Origin of the sequence: Holdemania sp. 1001302B_160321_E10, assembly GCF_015552275.1 — a bacterium.
Lineage (GTDB): Bacteria > Bacillota_I > Bacilli_A > Erysipelotrichales > Erysipelotrichaceae > Holdemania.
Window position 1 is genome coordinate 1 of the sequence record NZ_JADNEM010000031.1, and the last position, 17,636, is coordinate 17,636.

14 protein-coding genes are annotated in these 17,636 nt (G+C 49.9%); 5 read left to right on the forward strand and 9 right to left on the reverse strand.

Annotation, left to right across the window (positions count from 1 at the left end; translation table 11 throughout):
• Nucleotides 1-286 precede the first annotated feature (286 nt).
• From I2D94_RS14895 to I2D94_RS14905, 3 genes are read right to left on the reverse strand one after another with little or no spacing between them, the layout of a single operon-like run.
• The gene (locus tag I2D94_RS14895) at nt 287-1,030 is read right to left on the reverse strand and encodes a carbohydrate deacetylase (protein ID WP_072685262.1); all 744 of its coding nucleotides are present in this window, start codon (nt 1,028-1,030) and stop codon (nt 287-289) included.
• A gap of 1 nt (nt 1,031) precedes the next feature.
• Nucleotides 1,032-1,835: a PTS system mannose/fructose/sorbose family transporter subunit IID gene (locus I2D94_RS14900; RefSeq protein WP_072685261.1), complete on the reverse strand. Its 804-nt coding sequence runs from the start codon at nt 1,833-1,835 to the stop codon at nt 1,032-1,034.
• On the reverse strand, nt 1,828-2,589 hold the full coding sequence (locus I2D94_RS14905; protein WP_072685260.1) for a PTS sugar transporter subunit IIC: 762 nt from the start codon (nt 2,587-2,589) through the stop codon (nt 1,828-1,830). The genes I2D94_RS14900 and I2D94_RS14905 overlap by 8 nt, the downstream gene beginning before the upstream one ends.
• 305 nt (nt 2,590-2,894) lie before the next feature.
• On the opposite strand from I2D94_RS14905, the gene nagA reads away from it, so the two are divergent.
• From nagA to I2D94_RS14920, 3 genes are all read left to right on the forward strand, one after another.
• Nucleotides 2,895-4,049, forward strand: a complete 1,155-nt coding sequence (nagA, locus tag I2D94_RS14910) for an N-acetylglucosamine-6-phosphate deacetylase (protein ID WP_072685259.1) — start codon at nt 2,895-2,897, stop codon at nt 4,047-4,049.
• The gene (locus tag I2D94_RS14915) at nt 4,046-5,137 is read left to right on the forward strand and encodes an SIS domain-containing protein (protein ID WP_072685258.1); all 1,092 of its coding nucleotides are present in this window, start codon (nt 4,046-4,048) and stop codon (nt 5,135-5,137) included. The genes nagA and I2D94_RS14915 overlap by 4 nt, the downstream gene beginning before the upstream one ends.
• A 71-nt stretch (nt 5,138-5,208) precedes the next feature.
• A complete protein-coding gene (locus tag I2D94_RS14920; RefSeq protein ID WP_195397492.1) occupies nt 5,209-5,937 on the forward strand; it encodes a GntR family transcriptional regulator in 729 nt (242 codons plus the stop codon).
• A gap of 109 nt (nt 5,938-6,046) precedes the next feature.
• Here I2D94_RS14920 and I2D94_RS14925 read toward each other — a convergent pair whose 3' ends face one another.
• The 6 genes from I2D94_RS14925 to I2D94_RS14950 form a co-directional block, all read right to left on the reverse strand.
• Nucleotides 6,047-7,999, reverse strand: coding sequence for an aryl-sulfate sulfotransferase (locus I2D94_RS14925; protein WP_072685256.1), 1,953 nt, complete (start codon nt 7,997-7,999; stop codon nt 6,047-6,049).
• A gap of 173 nt (nt 8,000-8,172) precedes the next feature.
• Nucleotides 8,173-9,747, reverse strand: coding sequence for a 2,3-bisphosphoglycerate-independent phosphoglycerate mutase (gpmI, locus tag I2D94_RS14930; protein ID WP_072685255.1), 1,575 nt, complete (start codon nt 9,745-9,747; stop codon nt 8,173-8,175).
• Nucleotides 9,748-9,950: 203 nt separating this feature from the next.
• Nucleotides 9,951-10,373, reverse strand: a complete 423-nt coding sequence (locus tag I2D94_RS14935; protein ID WP_072685254.1) for a DUF2000 domain-containing protein — start codon at nt 10,371-10,373, stop codon at nt 9,951-9,953.
• Nucleotides 10,357-11,274, reverse strand: coding sequence for a DMT family transporter (locus tag I2D94_RS14940; RefSeq protein WP_072685253.1), 918 nt, complete (start codon nt 11,272-11,274; stop codon nt 10,357-10,359). Before I2D94_RS14940 ends, I2D94_RS14935 begins: the two co-directional genes overlap by 17 nt.
• On the reverse strand, nt 11,264-12,115 hold the full coding sequence (locus I2D94_RS14945) for an AraC family transcriptional regulator (protein WP_072685252.1): 852 nt from the start codon (nt 12,113-12,115) through the stop codon (nt 11,264-11,266). The genes I2D94_RS14940 and I2D94_RS14945 overlap by 11 nt, the downstream gene beginning before the upstream one ends.
• A 316-nt stretch (nt 12,116-12,431) precedes the next feature.
• The gene (locus tag I2D94_RS14950; RefSeq protein WP_072685251.1) at nt 12,432-13,814 is read right to left on the reverse strand and encodes an MATE family efflux transporter; all 1,383 of its coding nucleotides are present in this window, start codon (nt 13,812-13,814) and stop codon (nt 12,432-12,434) included.
• Nucleotides 13,815-14,199: 385 nt separating this feature from the next.
• On the opposite strand from I2D94_RS14950, the gene I2D94_RS14955 reads away from it, so the two are divergent.
• Nucleotides 14,200-15,441 (forward strand): neutral/alkaline non-lysosomal ceramidase N-terminal domain-containing protein, encoded by a 1,242-nt coding sequence (locus I2D94_RS14955; protein WP_195397493.1) that lies wholly within the window; start codon nt 14,200-14,202, stop codon nt 15,439-15,441.
• Nucleotides 15,442-15,675: 234 nt separating this feature from the next.
• Nucleotides 15,676-16,902 carry a hypothetical protein gene (locus tag I2D94_RS14960; RefSeq protein ID WP_072685249.1) on the forward strand — a complete coding sequence of 409 codons (1,227 nt, stop codon included), beginning with the start codon at nt 15,676-15,678 and terminating at the stop codon, nt 16,900-16,902.
• Nucleotides 16,903-17,636: the final 734 nt, after the last annotated feature.

Below are 17,636 nucleotides of genomic sequence, written 5' to 3' on the forward strand. Positions count from 1 at the left end.
TTTCTGCATAATAGGAAACCTCCTATCATTAATATTGCGGAAAATCGGAAAAAGCCTCCTAAAATAATTAAAAAAATTAAAAATACTTTTTTGAGTTAATTTTACAATTTCATTATAACTCAAATGCGTCCTTTTATCAATCTGATTTCCCTGTTTTTGCCGTCTGAATTTCCACTCCAATATTCATGAAAATCAAAACTCTTCCCGCCTTGTTTTAGTCTGAAACTTTACAAATTAAGCCAAAAAAAGGCGTTGTGTGTTAAGCACAAACGCCTGCTTATAAATATCAAAAATGAACTAATTCAATATTTCGCACCTGCAGCGCTTCTTTCAGTCTGAGATCGCAAAGTCCGGCCAGTTCCTGAACTCGCTCCAAACTATACGAGCTTTTCTGATAAAGTTCTAAATCGCACCATCCAGGATGAACCATAAACTCCAGTTTTTCGGCATCGGCGTGCTCGTCCAGCATTTTAATGAAATGCTCAGGCGTTGCCTGTTCGCCATGGTAAGAGCTCAGCCACAGGTATTCGCAATGACGCCGCAGCGGAAGGTGATATTCTTTAGCCAGATCCAGCGTCACGGCCAGAATTTCCTCGGTATTGTGTTCCTCGCCGATGCCTCCGACACGGGCCATTGTCAATGTCTGTCCGTCATAGCAGCCCTGATGGCAATCCAGATGCGTCGGCTGACGGCCAAATAACTCCATAAACTTCTCAATCTGGGCCCGAAATTCGGCTTCCACCTCAGCGGGATCGACATAAACTTTATAAAACTGCGTGTTTTTCAGGAAATCACCATGCTGATCCGTCAACGTTTTCGCTCTCGTCAGCGGACGGCCGCAGGTCAGCGTTAAATGAACGCCGGTTCCAAGACCCGGAACTGATCGTAATCGTTGAGCTGCCTGCGCAGCATTCGGCATATTGCACATGACGGTGGTTGAAGTAACGATTCCTTTTTCATATCCTTCGATAATTCCTTCTGTTACGCCGCAGGTATACCCCATGTCATCAGCGTTGACGATAATTTTCATTTTAAGGCACCAAAATGCCAAGGAAGGAACAGAGAATGGCAAGCGCCATAATCATCAGGATCAGCCGTGAAGATTTCATCCCGATCTTGCCTAAAATCCAATAGCACAAAGCGACAACCAGCACTGCGCCGAACTTCGGCATGATCGCATCGAATAATTTAGTTTGCAGATCAAATTCCGTCCCCATGATCGTCAAGGTACCAAATTTGACTTTTACTAAGGAAGCGACCATCGAGCCGACTACCATAATTCCCAAAACGCTGGCAGCCTGCGTAATCTGATTCAATTTTCCACTGAGCGTTGTGACCAGCTTAATGCCTTGCGTATAACCCAGCTGCATCAGATAAGGCCGTAACCCGAACATCACGAAGAATAACCAGATCTCCCACAATACAATTCCAAAATAGCTGCCGTCCAGAGCGGTCGTAACCGCGATTGAACCGAAGATTGTCGCTAAGACGCTGGTAAACAACGTATCTCCGATCCCCGCAAACGGCCCCATTAAGCTGGCTTTAATCCCCGCGACAGTTTCCAGCCCTTCCGCGCCCATTTCTTCTTCGATTGCGATATCCATTCCCAGAATGATATTGGTCAGATTAGGTTCGCAGTTGAAGAACACACTGTGCGTTTCAAAGGCTTTCTTCCGGCCTTCCGGATCATCCTGATATAGCTTGTCAATAACCGGAAGCATCGTCGTCATATAGCCGGCTGTCATCATTTTTTCATAGTTCCAGGCTAATGAACGATTCCATGACCAGCGATAGGATAACCTGCGGATTTCTTTTTTTGTGAACTGCTTACTCATCGACTTCACCCCCTGCATTGGATTTATCGGTCTTTCCCGTCTGATAATAAACAGCGATCGCGGCCGCTGCGCCAAACGTCGCTACGGCCAGCGTCGGCATTCCCGCCCACGCCGTTAACGCAAAGCCCAGGATCAGGAAATGAAGATTAGAGCGAATCGGCAGGTATTTCAATAAGATTGCGAATCCGACAGCCGGGAACATACCCGCGGCGATCGACAGCCCGGAGCTGAGCCATGGCGGCATGATCGCATTTAACATATCGACGAAAGTTGGACCTAAGCACAAGGCGACAAAGACCGGAATCATTCGCGATAAAGACCAGCTTAAAACACCCAAATAATTACTGTATGCGACTTGCCGGGAATTTCCCAGCGCTGCGTATTTATCCGCGCGGTGTTGAAAGAATGTGTTTAAGAAACGTCCGAAAACGTCAATTTGAACCGTCAGCGTCGCGACTGGAATGCCGATCAAAGCGATCGTTGCCGGCACATCCGCCGCCGAAGCTGATAAAGCAACAACGATAATCGCCGTAACCGGGTAATTCGGTATGGAAGCACCGCCGAACATCCCCAAGCCCAAGGCATAGGATTGCAGCGTGCCGCCGACAAGCAGCCCCAATTCTGGTTTTCCAACCACAAGTCCGGTAAAAATTGCCGTCGGGATAATACCGCTGGGCAGCAGATTGAACGTCATCTGATCAACCTGCGATAAGCCTGCCCACAGAGTAAGTAACAAAATCTGGAAGATTGTCATAAGTCTGCCCCTTTCATTATGATGGATTGCTTCTTGTCGTAATACTGAACAGCCCCGATCCTCCTTTCTATTTATTAACGTCCTGTTTTCTCGATGAAGTATTATTCATTAAAAAATGATTACTTTTCCTTACTTCATCAGGTTTGTTATGATTTCATTATAAATAAAATTTGCAGTTATGCAATACATTTTTATAAACTTGTATATATTTTTATTCCATTTTAAAATGCAGTGGTATATAATTTGTTTATCAGATAAGCAGTCAAGTGCTGAGCTCTTCGCCTCAGCAGAAAGGAGAATCGTTCATGACCTTTATCAGCAGTCAGCGCGTCTGGATTGACGAGCAATTTATTCCTGCCACCTTAAAACTGGAAGATGGAAAAATCACAGAAATTCACAATGGCATCCTGGAAAATTCTCAATTCTATGAGAATGCCCGGATTATCCCCGGTTTAATTGATGTGCATACCCACGGTTACGCGGGCGGCGACGCTTCTGACGGAGACCCGGAAACCCTTCGGGTCTGGCAGCGATATTTGCCGCAGGAAGGGGTTACTTCTTTTCTGCCAGGTACAGTAACCCGTTCAGAACCTCGAATTATTCAGGCGCTTCAGGCCATCCGCACCGTCATTGAGGAAAAAAATGAAGACGGCGCTCACATCCCGGGTATTTTCCTGCAGGGTCCCTATACCTCTCACGAATATCCCGGCGCCTATGATAAATACTTGATCCAAAAACCGGAGATTGCACAATTTGACCGTTTCATGGAAGCCTCCGGCGGCCACATTCTCCGCGTGGGCCTCGCTGTGGAAAAAGATGAAGGGCATCAGGTATTAAAACATTGCGCAGAGCTTGGTCTGGAAGTTGCGGTTGGCTTCTCCGGCGTCAGCTATGAGGAAATGATGCAGGCCGTCGAGGAGGGCGCCTCGTCTGTCGTCCATTGCTTCAACAGTATGAATCCGCTGCATCATCGCAAACCGGGATTGCCGGGAGCCGCATTATCCTGCGATGCTTTGTACTCTGAGGTCATCGCCGACGGCATTCACGTCCATCCCTCCGTTATCAATATCATTGGCCGATGCAAAGGCAGTGACCGTCTGGTTGTCATTACTGATTCCTCTCGTTATAAAGGATTAAAACCGGGCTATTATGAGTCCGTCGACCGCAAGGTCACAATCGGAGAAGACGGCGTCGGTCGGCTTTCAGACGGCCGGCTGGCCGGTTCCTGCATCACGATGATTCAGTCGGTCCGCAATCTTCAAACTCTGGGAAAGCTCAGCGAAGCCTGCGCCATCAACGCGGCGACGATCAATCCGGCGCGGATGTTAAAGCTGGACGATCATTTAGGTCTGATCAAAACCGGTTATCAGGCGGATCTTACGGTTTATGACGAGGATTATCAGATTCTTCAGACATTTGTTTCCGGTATTCCCATGTTGAAGCAGGAGGAAATACGATGACCGAGATTACGATGTACGATTATATTCTGGAAGAAAAAGACGTGTTATTGAATATTCTCCAGAAACGAAAAACGATCACCCGTCCATTCTGCACAATGCTTCATGAAAAAAACGTGGATGAGCTTGTTCTGTGCGGATCAGGAACTTCTTATCACGCGGCGCTGGCAGCCCGGCGGGTTATGGAAAATCTGCTTCAGATCCGGGTTCGGGCAGAATTGCCTTCTCTATTTACAACCCAGCAGAAGATCTATTCAAAAAATACGCTGGTTCTGGGAATTTCCCAGGGTGGAAACAGCTACTCTACCGCCGACGCCCTGGAAAAAGCGAAGACACATCAATGCATGACCGCCGGTTTAAGCGAAAATCCCAAAAGTCTGATCTTCCAGCTTTCCGATGTGCATCTGCTTATGGAATGCGGCGCGGAGCTGAGCATCGCCAAAACCAAGGGATATACCGCTACTGTTTTAATTTTATGGCTGCTTGGAATTGAAGGTGCGTTGTGCTTGAACCGGATCAGCCACGCGGAAGTCAATGATCTGCTCACACGGCTGAAAACTGTGATTGTAAATTATGACGCAATTATCCCGGCAGCGACCGCCTGGGTAGATGCAATTCAGGAAGAATTGATTGAAGGCCGGCGAATCCTGGTTTTAGGTTATGGAAATAACTATGCCAATGTTTTAGAAGGCGCGCTGAAAATGTTGGAAACTCTCCGCTTCGGGATTGTCGGCTATGAACTGGAAGAGTTCTGTCATGGGATTTATAATTCCGTTCAGAAAGAGACCCGCCTGATCTATCTGGCCAGTCCGGATCCTTATGAAAAAGACAGACTGGTCCAAATCCATTCTGTGATCCGGGAAACGACTTCCCATCAATTTATCATCGGTCCTGACCAGCACTCGTCGATGACAACGGAAAAAGACTGTCTGCTGCCAATGATTGACGATCCGGACTTTCATGTTCTGGAGTATATCCTGCCGCTGCAGATTATTTCATCACGAATTCCCTACCGGCTGGGCATCAATCCCTTCCTCGCCGCAGATCCGCTTTTCCATAAAAAAGCAGGAAGCAAATTCGTCGCTTCGTAATTGTGCGGAAGAATGATGATTTGCTGGATATTTATGGTAAAATAATTTCAAATAGAGAGTTGAGGGACACCATGGCGAAAAAACAGCTTCAATATCAGAAGATCGAAGATTATATCATAAAACAGATTAAACACGGAAAAGTGCATCGTGGAGATAAGCTTCCTTCTGAAAACGAGCTGTGCGCCCAGTTTAACGTCAGCCGCATGACCGTGAATAAAGCGCTGACTCACCTTTCCGATCAGGAATACATTGAACGAATTCCAGGCAAGGGGAGTTTTGTACGAGGACCGCGGATCGAGCGGAAAATTCCGGAGATGCTTTCCTTTTCTGAAGAACATCGGCGTGCCGGTATTAAAACGGAAGCAAAATTGCTTCATTATTCCGTGATCTGCGCTAAAGAGGTTCCCGAGATCATGGAGAAGCTTGGTCTGAAAGAGAATGATTTTATCCATTATTTTATTCGATTGCGCTTAGGAGATGGCAAGCCGATGGCCGTCAGCTACAATTACATTTCTGTTCTTAAAGTGCCCTATCTGGATATTACCTATCTGGAAAAATCACTTTATCAGTATCTGGAAGAAAAATTAAATTTACAGCTGGCTTATAATGATACGACAATCAGCGTCGTCATGCCAAGCAGGGAAATTCAAAAAGCTCTGGAAATGGCTGAAAAGCGGGACGTAGTCCTGAGCACGCATATTTCCTATCTGACGGACAACACCCCGTTTGAATATACGGAAACCTATTATCATGCGGATCAGTATTCATTCCGCTATCAGTGTTACCGTCAGGAAAAATAAAAAAAGGCCAAAAAAATCGGGAACTTCTTCATTCCCGATTTTTTAATGATTACACTTCAAAGGACTTCAGTCCAGCCAGTCTGTTTCTGTTTTTCGATTTCTCCCTTAATCAATTCCGATAGACCTGCCGCGCGTCGATCAGCTGATTATTGAGCCGGTAGTACACATGCCACGTCCCATCCAGCCCTTCCGCGCTGATCGTCTGAATTAACGTTGAGACATCCGGCGATTTCGGCTGGTTGAAAACCGCCACGCACATTCCCGGCTGGGTGTCCGTCTGTACCGGATAAATCCTCAGCCCTTCCTCATTCGCTAAAATGAGATCAAGATTATCATGTTTATTTAACGTCGCCGTCACCATCAGGCGGTCTTGTTCATGTGTCAGCGTCAGCTTTTCCGCCAGTTTCTCATCAATCGGCCGAGCTTCGCTGAATTTCAGTCTGGCATCCAGATCATCTTCCGTTTGATATGCCGTGACACCCAGACTTCCTAATAATCTTCCGGATTCCAGCGGTGTCATCGTCGTCTTGGAAACGTCGATCATCTCAGCCCGGTAGATATTCGCCGGGATTTTCATCTCAAACTGTTCCTGATCTCCGTCGATCACGGTTACATACGCCTCCATCTGATCGAAAGCTGTCAATGATCCCGGCATATTGTTGATCTTGCCATCCAGCCAGGAAATTCCGCCCGAAGTCACCAGCCACCGGTCATTTCCCAGGAAATCAACGTCGCTGATATAGGGGGAATAATAAGCATATCCCCGCTCCTTGCCATATTCCCTGACCTGCCGGATCGTCTTGCCTTCCAGATCCACCGCATAAACGACCAGCCGGGAATAATTATCCTCCGCTTTGACCGCGTTCTCTTCGGTCTTCGACCGGTACATCCCGTTGTCAAACATCATAATGTGCTGATCGTCCAGCCAGGTCGCGGCATGCTGCGCCCACTGCCATTCAAAGTCCCCGCCTTCCGGCGTCAGAAAATAATCCTGCATTTCTTCCGACCATCCCTCTGGCGAGCCGATGATCGCGATCAATTTCTGAGTGTCGTAGTCGATCACAGCCACAGCGTCCTGATGCCTGCCGGACACCGTCAGCGTATTCTGCGCCGGGTTATAATCGACGCTGTTATTGTGGAACCAGTCCTTTGCCGTCCAGTTCAAGCTCTTTCCCTGATCCTGCGGCAGAATTGTTTTCAAATCAAAGGATTTCACTACGGCCCCAGTTTGCCGATCAATCTCAACGATCACATCCTCCACGGTCGATCCGCTGAAGTCATCGGAAGCGATCAGGAAATTACCGTCAGGCAGCTGATCCAGATCATGATGATACCCGCCCGGCACACTGTATTCCGCGTCGATATGCCCCAGCAAATCCATCGTCAGAAATCCTGTCGTGTAATATGGACTGTCCAGCAGGCGGTTGGTGCTCAGCGTAATCCGGCCGTCTTCCAGTAAATTCAGATCCCATAACATCATCACATTTAAAATCCAGCGGATCTCGCCCTGACTGTCATACCCGGTGGCATAACCGGTGCTGGAAGGGGTTGTAAAGATCAGCTGATTCGGCTGCGGGTTCTGATCGGCAACCGTCACCTCCGCCCTGAAAGCATCCTCCGGCAGCGCCTGACCTTCAATCTCCAGCTCCTTCACCTGATCATCGACGATCAGCTGAACCGTCGTTTTCTGCTGCGGATACAAACCGATGATCGGCAGGCAATGCGCGGTTGATGGTTCATAAGTCCAGCTCAGATCCGCCTGCGCCTGTTTGCCTTTGACAATGACCGTGACCGGTTCCGCGGTTTCGGTATCGAATTGAATCAACGCGCTCAGCGGACTTAATCCATAGGGATTGACGAGAACAACAGGATTGTCCAGAGTTCCGCCCACCGCCTGCGCGGCGATTTGTTCGGTCTGTTGGTTCTGAGTTTCCAACAATGTTTCCTGATAAGCGACGGCGCTCTTCCCGTCTTCGCTGAATGTTCGTTTTTCCGCAGCCGGCGTACAGCCGGCGCATAGCAGCAGCCCGCAGGCCAAGATGAATGATAATCCTTTTCGCATAGTTGTCCTCCTTTTTGATGGTCGCCGCAGAGAATGAGAATGGTTTTCTTGTGAAATGAAGCCAAAGACGTTCTAAATCCTCAGGCATGGCCCCGGCATCTTCAATAAAAAGAAAACCTCTGAGTTTATGATACCACAACTCAGAGGGATTGTTTATTTTGCGGAACACTTTTTTATTTCTTTGCCAGCATGCTTTCGTTCCAGCCTTCCGGAACTTCCAGACCCATCAGCTCGACTGCCGTTGCCGCAACGTTGCTTAAGCCGAACTCGCCGTCTTTCAATTCGACGTCCGCCCCGCGGATGATGAACGGAACCGGATTGAGCGTATGCGAAGTCTTCGGTTTCGCCTTGTCTTCCGGATTCTTCTTCTTTTCTTCCATCTCGTCGGCATTGCCGTGGTCGGCGGTAACGATCATGATCGCCCCGGCTTTATCGCAGGCATCCATCAGCCGCTTCAGGCACAGATCGACGGTTTCCATACCGATGATCGTCGCTTCATAGTTGCCCGTATGCCCTACCATGTCGCCGTTCGGATAATTAACGCGGTAGAAGTCATAGTCGCCGGATTCAATCGCTTTGATCAATTCGTCACTGATTTCCGCGCCCTTCATCCAAGGCCGCTGCTCAAATGGAACGACGTCGGAAGGGATTTCAACCCAGGTTTCCAGCTTTTCATCGAATTTCTCAGAACGGTTGCCATTCCAGAAATACGTGACGTGACCGAATTTCTGCGTTTCCGAGATCGCGTAGGAACGAATGCCTTTCTTTACCAGATATTCAGATAACGTGTTGGTGATGTGCGGCGGGGTAACCAGGAATTTTTCCGGGATGTGCAGATCGCCGTCATACTGAAGCATGCCTGCGTAAACCACCTTCGGGAAGCGCACGCGGTCAAACGCGTCGAAGTTCGCCATTTCAAACGCTTTGGAGATTTCAATCGCACGGTCGCCGCGGAAGTTGAACAGGATCACGCTGTCGCCATCTTCGATTGTACCGACCGGCTGGCCATTTTCTGCGATGACAAAGCCCGGCAGATCCTGATCGGAACAATGCAGCTCATCGCGATAGGTTTCAATCGCTTCCTTGGTCGAAGCAAACTGACGGCCTTCGCCCAGGACATGGATATGCCAGCCCTTTTCGACCATATTCCAGTTGGCTTCGTAACGGTCCATCGTAATGACCATGCGTCCGCCGCCGCTGGCAATCTTCGCATCGAAGGTGCCGTCGCTCAGCTCCGCCAACAGGTTTTCAATTTCTTCAACATAGATTAACGCCGAGGTTTCCGGAACATCGCGGCCGTCCAGCAGGACGTGCAGGCGGACCCGTTCCACGCCTTCCTTCTTCGCTTCGCGGATCATCGCCTTCAGATGATCAATATGCGAATGGACGTTGCCGTCCGACAACAGACCTAAGAAATGCAGCGTGTGACCCTTGGCGTTGGCGATCAGTTCTTTCCAGGTATCCGAAGTATAGATCGCGCCGGTTTCAATCGACTCGTTGACCAGCTTCGCGCCCTGGCTGTAAATCTGGCCGCAGCCTAACGCGTTATGACCGACTTCAGAGTTTCCCATATCGGCGTCGCTCGGCAGACCGACCGCGGTCCCGTGCGCTTTGATTTTCGTATTTGGGCAGGTTGCCATCAAGGCGTCCAGGTTTGGAGTGTAGGCATGCTTGACCGCATTGCCGTTGTCCTTATCGGTTAATCCGACGCCGTCCATGACAACAAGAACTAAAGGTTTTCTGTTCATGATATTTCCTCCTGTTTTCACATCAATAATATACCACGAAGCGGACGCAAAAGCATTAAAATGTCTTGTGATTTCCTGGATTATTCATGATTTCAGCCGGAGCTTCTTTGGTCCTTGCGAAAAAACGGATAGAAAAAGGCAAGGCCCGGTTATTTCCCCGTTCCTTGCCAGCAGCCCCATTTCTGATTGTGACAAAACGCGGCTCAGCGCAGCAGCGGCAGATCGCCCGTCAGCTTGTTGACGCGTTTTTTCGAACCGTAAATTCCGATGCCAAAGTATGTGATCTCTTCTTCGGTTACCGCCGCGGCCTTTTCAATGTATTCCGGATAGTTCTTGCAGCTCTGGGCGACGTCGGAGAAATCGACGACGATCAGGTCGGAGAACTCCGGCTGATACAGCTGTTCACGAATCATTTTCAGCTTCTCCCTGGATACGCTGAGAATCGGAATCGGGATTGCGACGACGCCCCGATGGGAATTTCCGCTTTGATCGACAACATCTTCGCCGACGATCTGCGGCGCCAGCTTGCCTAAGGTGACGCCTAAAATTCCGGCAGTGTTTGCGATTAAGCCCAAGGGCAATTCTGCATTGATCACCATCACGCATTTTTCATTCGAGTGTTCCATAGTTTTCTTCTTTCTCCTTTTCCTGATTGGTATTCTGCGACAGCACCAGGCCGCCCAGCGTTAAAGCCAGCCCCAGGATCACCTTCGCCGTCAGCGGTTCATGAAGAACCAGAGCCGAAGCCACCGCGGTGATCACCGGGACGATATAAATGGTAACGCTGGTCTTCACCGAGCCCAAAATCCCGACTGCCAGATTCCAGGTGACAAAGCACAGCGCGGAAGCGCCCAGCCCTAAAAAGACTAAATTGAACAGGACCTCCGGGCTGAGAATCGTCTGGATCCGGATTGGGAATTGTGTGTAAACTAACGGAAGCATGAAGAGTAAGCCATAAAAAAAGGTTCTTCGCGTCGCTAACAGCACGTTATAGCCCAGCTCGGAAATTCGCCGGCTTAACAAGCAATAGACCGCCCAGATCATCGCGGCGATCACCGCCAGCCCATCGCCTAAAGGATGAAGCTCAACCGCATCCTGATGGAAGCTGATCAACATGATGCCCGCCATCGCGATCACAAAGCCCAGAAAAAACCGCAGGCCCGGCCGTTTCTCTTTTAAGAAAGCACTGCTGAACAGAACGGTGAAGAAGGGTGCGATGGAAATGATCACGCCGACGTTCGATGCCCGGGTTGCGCTCAGCGCCAGATTTTCAAAGCCATAATACAAGGTAACGCCGCACAGTCCAGCCAATGCGAATAAGCCTTCCTGCCGCCCCTCTGTTAACCGCAGCCTTCGCGGAGCGGCCAGCCACAAAGCCAGATAGCCGATGCCAAACCGTAAAAACAGAATTTCCACCGGGGAGAGCGTGTTCAGCAGGACCTTAGTGGAAATGAACGTCGTGCCCCAGATTAAAATTGTCACCAGCGCCGCAGCCTGACCTGACCGCAGCGATTTGTTATTCCTCATCCGTTTTTGCGCTTTCCTGCGGCGGGGTAAAAATCCGCTGATACTGCTTCGGTGTCAGACCGATAAACTCTTTAAAATAATTAGTGAAGTGACTCTGGTCCGCAAATCCCGTCATTCCTGCCGCCTCCACCGGCGCTGCGCCTTGTTCCAACAGTTTCTTTGCCCGATCAATCCGGATGGTCTGCAAATAGCGGTACGGAGACACGCCAATCTGCTGGGTAAAACAGCGCAGCAGATACGACTTGCCAAACCCGGCCCGAGCGGCCAGTTCTTCCAGTGTGATATTCTCCGCAAAGTGTTCCTCAATATATTGGCATAACGCCTGAATCAGCGGATTGGGCTGCGGAATTGGACTTTGATCATAATCCACCGCACACTCCTGCAGCACCTGTTCGATCAGAAAGTAAAAAGCTTCGGCTTTTTTCAGCTTCGGCGCACGGCTTAAGATTGCGTCGTACAAATCCCCGATCAGTGCGGCGATTTCACTTTGCGGCACGACATTCCGCGTAAACCGCGGCAGCTGATCGTGTCCGGTAATTTCCCTGACGGCTTTGCGCATAACGTCCGGATTGATGTTCACTGCCCGGTAATCCAGAATCTCGCCGTTGATCGGCGCGCAGTAATGGTTATCCCGCGGATTGAACAGAATCAGATCCCCGGCACTCACGTCATATTCCTCGCCCCGGCACCACAGATGCCGTTTTCCCCCTTCGATAAAACCAAGGACATAAAATTCATGAAAATGATTGGGAAACTTCTGAACAATCCCGCCCAGATTGTACGCTTCGATTTCCAAATCGCGGTCATAGTAGACATGCCGCTGTTCCTGTGTCGATGGCATGGACTTCCCCCTTTTTTCTTCTGGCTTTATTGTACGCCGTTTCCTTCCTTTTTTCTTGTAGGATCTGACACTTGCGAACAGGAAAAGTTAAGATTAACGCCGCTAACCTCATCCCGCCTCCGCCGAATTCTAAAAGCCAGGAAAAAAGGCGGGCTGTTTTGTTACAGACCGCGCCTTCCATATTTTTCTCTGATTTTCCTTTTTTCTTCTAGAATTCTTCTTCAATTCCTTTGCCTGTCAAGTCAGTCGGAACCGGGATCGGTTTAGAAAGGGAGGTTCATTCGCCGATCCCGGATTGACCGCTTGATCGTTCCCTTCAGGAACCGGATGTCAGCAGTTTCCGGGTTTTCCACTTCCCGCTGCAGTAATAGCCGATACAGATCAGACATGGAATAATCCGCGAACAGGCGACGCCCCACCACAAGCCCTGATAATCCATCTGGAAGAGATTGACGAAGATCAGGCTGAGACCGATCTTGCAGACAACGCCGTCAAGGATACCGATCGCAAATCCCAGCTCGACGAAACCGCAGCCGGTAACCATGGCCTGAAACGCTCCGATCACCGCGGAAACGAAGAAATGCAGGATGAAGATGCGTAAGAAGGTCACGCCCAGATCCAGCACTAGCGGATCCTTAGTAAACAGACCGAAGATCACCTTTGGACAGAACAGGCATAACAGACTGGTCACCGTCGCGCAGACTAACGTGCAGCCCAGCGTATAGATCGTCGTTTTGCCAGCCCTTTCCACCTGATGCGCCCCCAGATTCTGCCCCACCATTGAAGCGGATGCGGTATCGACGCCCTGAACGAAGACTTCCAGGAACTTCTGCAGCTTGTTGCCGATGGAGTTAGTGCTGGAAACGATGACGCCGTAGGAATTGGCCGTCGAATTGACCCACAACATGGAGAACCGGACTAACAGACTGCGCACTACTTGCGGAATACCGAGCTTAATAATAATTTTCATGACTTCGCCATCCAGTTTAAAATAGGACAGCTTGGCTTCAAAATCAAACTTTTCCCGGTTTCTGAGCATGAAAATCAACGCCGCGCCGAACGATCCGATCTGGGCTAGCACGGTCGCGATGGCCGTCCCGGCCGCTTCCATGTGGAAGCCCGCGACCAGTACAAGATCCAGAATGATATTGATCGCCGCCGCTACGATAATGAAAATCAGCGGACGCTTGGATTCACCCATCCCCCGCAAGATTCCGCAGACGGCATAATAACCGAAGATAAACGGAAATCCGATTGCCGTGATCACCATGTAGGCGCTCGCCTGATCCATCGCTTCCTTCGGACAGTTGATCAGATTCAGAATCGGTGTATGAAAGAAAATCGCCACGATTGCCAGCACGATTGAAATGAGAATCATGAAGCTCAGCAACGTACCGACGGTTTTCTTGATCTTCCCCTCTTCCCCAGCCCCGAACAGCTGGGAAATGTAAATCTGCCCCGCTGTGGAAAACCCCATCGCAACCGGCGCAACCAGATCGGCGATCTCGCCGCCGGTATTGACGCCGATCGTTCCCAGCGTGCCGACATACTGACCGATGACCGCCAGATCGACCATCGAATACAGCTGCTGGACCAGATTGGTCAGCACGATCGGAATCGCAAAAATCAACAGGCAGCGCAGAATGGAACCTTCCGTCAGGTTCATTCCGACTTGGCCTTTTTTTATCACTTGTGTCACAAATGAAACACCTCCCATAAACAGGCTTATTTTAACAAGGATCTGTTCGACTAAAATTTCAATAAGTAATTCATCATGACCATGAAATTAGAAATTTTCATCATCCCCTGAAAGGAATCGAAGGGGAGTACGGCATTTTCCTGATTTGATTTCAACGATGTTCGTTTTCAGAACTCATCCATTCGTTAGAAAGTCCGCCGAAATCTGGCGTTTTCATCCGATACTCCTTCCCATTTCAGAACAAGACCATCGCTTCAGGTCCGTAAGCTTCTGGAATTAAAGTGTATTTCATCCGATTTTTAAAATGCTTATAATTTGGATAACAAACAGGATTAAAACAGAAGCTGCAGCGCCGCTGTTTTGCCTGGTTAAAGGAGGAAAAGAAATGCAGATCAGCAGCAGCCGCACCCGCATCACGCCGGAAGGTCCGTTTTTCCCATGTTATCTTCTCGGCCATGCGATCCGAACAGAAAAAGCCACCGGCGTCGCGGACGATCTCTGGGCTACCGCCCTCGTCTTAAAGATCGAAGAAACGACCCTGATCTGGGTCACCGTCGATCTGGCCGGCTTCAGCAAAACCGCCAGCGATCAGCTTCGCGCCGAGCTTTCCCATCAGTATTCCGTGGCGAAAGAAGCGATCACGATCAGCTTCACCCACACCCATTCCGGACCGGAATATGATTCGGTCTCCCCGTTTTTCGGAACGGAAAAAGCCGGGATTCCCGGATATATGGAATTCGTCCAGTCCCAGATTCTCAAAGCAGTTGCCCAATGCTTTGAAAAGGGCTTTGAGGAAGTTCAGGCTTATGCGTCCACCCTCCAGATTGAAGGATGTTACGGCAACCGCAACGGTAAGGACAAGCCGGCGGATAAAAGCCTGACGACGATTGAATTCCGATCTGGCGAGCGGATTGTCGGCGGCATTCTCAGCTTCACCTGCCATCCGACGGTGTTAGGGCCGCAGAATTGTTTTGTCAGCGGCGATCTGGCCGGCAGTCTGGCGCGTTCTCTGCAGCAGCGCTGGGGCGTGTATCCTTTAGTGATGCAGGGCGCGGCCGGCGATATGTCCAACCGGTTATACCGCCAGGGTAACGATTTTCATGAATTGCAGCGAATCAGCGAGGCGATCATGGCGCAATGGGACGCCCATCCGGAGCGAACGTCGCTGAACCTCGCGCCGGTAACGATGCGAACTGGGCGATTCCAACGCACGTTCAGAAAAGATCCGCAGAAGCAGAAAGCCTTGATCGCGGAGGTGGAAAAAAGAATTGCCGAAGCGAAGACCTTCGATGAAAAGAAAGTTTATACCTCCAGTCTGGCGGTTCTTTGCCATCAGACAGGGGAAGAGGAAACGGATTTCGACTTGGAATACACGTTATATAAAATGAATGATTTATTTATCCTGACGATCCCGGCCGAGCTGTTTTCTCGCTTCGGTTTGGAAATGAAACAGGCGATGGCCGCCGTGTGTCCGATCGTCTGGGGATATTCCAATTATTCCGTCGGTTATCTGGTCGACCGCGCCGAATATGGGCGATCATTTGAAAGCGCTGCGGGATCCATCCCGGAAGGCACAACTGAGGAAATCGTCGCTGAAATTCTCAATGAAATCGCGGCCCTGCGCTGATCGCTGCGCCTTCATACCATTATTTCTTACAAAACAGAAATGTTCCGCAATCCTTCAGCTCTGTTGAGAAGCCCTTCGCTGACGCTCCCGATAAGAATTGATTCATAAAATCCCGGTTATAAAAAATAATTGCCCCTGATCGGCAGAGTTACGATTGACCGGCGAAGTCATCATCAGAGTTCCAATCAGAAAAACCAACGGAGATCTCCGTTAGTTCAAGGAGGAAAAAAAATCATGTTAGAAGTCGCAAAAAGTTCCCGCGCCATCACCCCTGCCGGCTCTGTGCCAATCGCCGGCCACGCAATGCGGACGGAAAGTTCCACCGGCGTCCACGATGAATTGGAAGTTCATGTCCTGCTTCTCAATCTTGAAGATACAAAATGTTGCTTCATCAATGCCGATGTGATCGGCGTCGGCTTTGACTTTGCCCGCCGTGTTCAGGCGACCGTCCATGAATTATTGGGTATTGATCCGGCCCTGACCATCTTCAGCGTCACCCATACCCACACTGGGCCTTATTTCGGACTTTCCGCAATGACGGGAACCAAAACCGAAGCGGAAGCTCAATATGAAGACGAAGTGCTGGATAAAACGATTGAAGCGGTGCTGGACGCCGCGAAACACTTCGTGCCCTTTAGCGATGTCGTCGTGCGTCAGGGTGAAGTTAAAGGATTCTATGGCAACCGCAACGGGTTGGATAAACCGGGCGACGAAGTCATCACCGTTCTGGAATTCCGCGATGAAAACGGCAAGACCGTCGCGGCCTTCGTCAACATGTCGTGCCACTCCACCATCATGAATCCGCTGGAAACCCGATTAAGCGCCGATATGCTGGGGAATGTCCGGCGGGAATTAGCGCCGTATCTGGGCGTCGTTCCGCTCATGAGCAACGGCAATGCGGGCGATCTGTCCAACCGGCTGTACCGGCATGGCAATGATTTTAACGAACTGAAGCGCGTGACCTCCGGGATTGCGGCGCATATCGCTGGTTTCCATGACGGCGCCTCCCTGTGCCTGACGCCGGTTCGATACCATGAAGTCGGCTTTGAAGTCGACTATGATACTGATAAAGAAGCGCTGACGGAGGCGCTGGCAAAGCTTGAGCGGCAGCTTTCTTTCGCCACGGAATTCGACGCCCGCAAATGGCTGCTTTCGGAAATTTCCGGTACCCGGCGCAAGTTGGCTCAGGATCATGTGCACGTCTGCCTCAACAGTACAATCCTGCGGTTAGGTGATCTGGAGCTGGTGATCGTTCCCTGTGAGCTGGCCAGCGCCTTCGGCCGTCAGATCAAGCGCAGCTCCAACGCCAAACTCTGCTTAGTCTGGGGTTACGCCAATGGCTGCAGCACCTATGTCGTTGAAGCGAGCGAGTTTAACGGTGGTCACGACGGCATCTCCACCCGACTTCTGCGCGGACAGGCCGAGGAATACGTCGCCAGACTGATCCAGAATCTGTTCTGATTTCTTTTTCCCTGACGCTTCCTGACAATCAAGTTCTGAAAGGATCCCATCCCGGTGTCCTTCCGGAACTTTTTTGTTCTGGATCTTGCCGTTCTCGTTGATCCCGATTCCATTCCTGCGCCTTTTTAGTGTCTTTGTAAGTCTCTTTGTAAGTCTCTTTGTAAGTCTCTTTGTAAGTCTCTTTGTAAGTCTCTTTGTAAGTCTCTTTGTAAGTCTCTTCCAAAGACTAGCCCGTTTGATCGCCGCCGTCATCCTTTTTGAAACACTGCTGGAGGGATTTCCCCTTGTTCTTCTGACCCTGTTATCCATGAAACCGAATCGACCGCGCAGTGCTGCCGTGAACTTGTTTCTGCCGCAAAATCGCAGTCTTCCGCCTTTGCAGCTTCTTGCGGCTTGCGATGAACGGATATCGCATGGATATCCCGATACGCTCACCCTCAGATTTTCATGGCCTCTGAACATCCATGACAAAGTGCGTTGACTGACTTTCCCGACAACTTCGACAAAAAGGAACGATATCCCGCTTCCCCCTTTTCAGGGAAACGACACATTCCGCCATCCGTTTTCCCGCAAATTGCCGCTTGATCAGTCCAAGATCACAACGGTGCGGAAATTTTCTGTCCGAATGGAAATGTTTTCCATTATTTGGCATCAGACGCTTAAAAACAAGCTTGGAAAAGGCTAAATCCTAGTGGAACTTGATATCCTATAATTAGAAAATGTAAGCGTTTATA

Coding starts and splice junctions, on each gene's coding strand:
- I2D94_RS14895 (WP_072685262.1), bottom strand. CDS start 1,030: ATGAAAATTATCGTCAACGCTGATGACATGGGGTATACCTGCGGCGTA.
- I2D94_RS14900 (WP_072685261.1), bottom strand. CDS start 1,835: ATGAGTAAGCAGTTCACAAAAAAAGAAATCCGCAGGTTATCCTATCGC.
- I2D94_RS14905 (WP_072685260.1), bottom strand. CDS start 2,589: ATGACAATCTTCCAGATTTTGTTACTTACTCTGTGGGCAGGCTTATCG.
- nagA (WP_072685259.1), top strand. CDS start 2,895: ATGACCTTTATCAGCAGTCAGCGCGTCTGGATTGACGAGCAATTTATT.
- I2D94_RS14915 (WP_072685258.1), top strand. CDS start 4,046: ATGACCGAGATTACGATGTACGATTATATTCTGGAAGAAAAAGACGTG.
- I2D94_RS14920 (WP_195397492.1), top strand. CDS start 5,209: ATGGCGAAAAAACAGCTTCAATATCAGAAGATCGAAGATTATATCATA.
- I2D94_RS14925 (WP_072685256.1), bottom strand. CDS start 7,999: ATGCGAAAAGGATTATCATTCATCTTGGCCTGCGGGCTGCTGCTATGC.
- gpmI (WP_072685255.1), bottom strand. CDS start 9,747: ATGAACAGAAAACCTTTAGTTCTTGTTGTCATGGACGGCGTCGGATTA.
- I2D94_RS14935 (WP_072685254.1), bottom strand. CDS start 10,373: ATGGAACACTCGAATGAAAAATGCGTGATGGTGATCAATGCAGAATTG.
- I2D94_RS14940 (WP_072685253.1), bottom strand. CDS start 11,274: ATGAGGAATAACAAATCGCTGCGGTCAGGTCAGGCTGCGGCGCTGGTG.
- I2D94_RS14945 (WP_072685252.1), bottom strand. CDS start 12,115: ATGCCATCGACACAGGAACAGCGGCATGTCTACTATGACCGCGATTTG.
- I2D94_RS14955 (WP_195397493.1), top strand. CDS start 14,200: ATGCAGATCAGCAGCAGCCGCACCCGCATCACGCCGGAAGGTCCGTTT.
- I2D94_RS14960 (WP_072685249.1), top strand. CDS start 15,676: ATGTTAGAAGTCGCAAAAAGTTCCCGCGCCATCACCCCTGCCGGCTCT.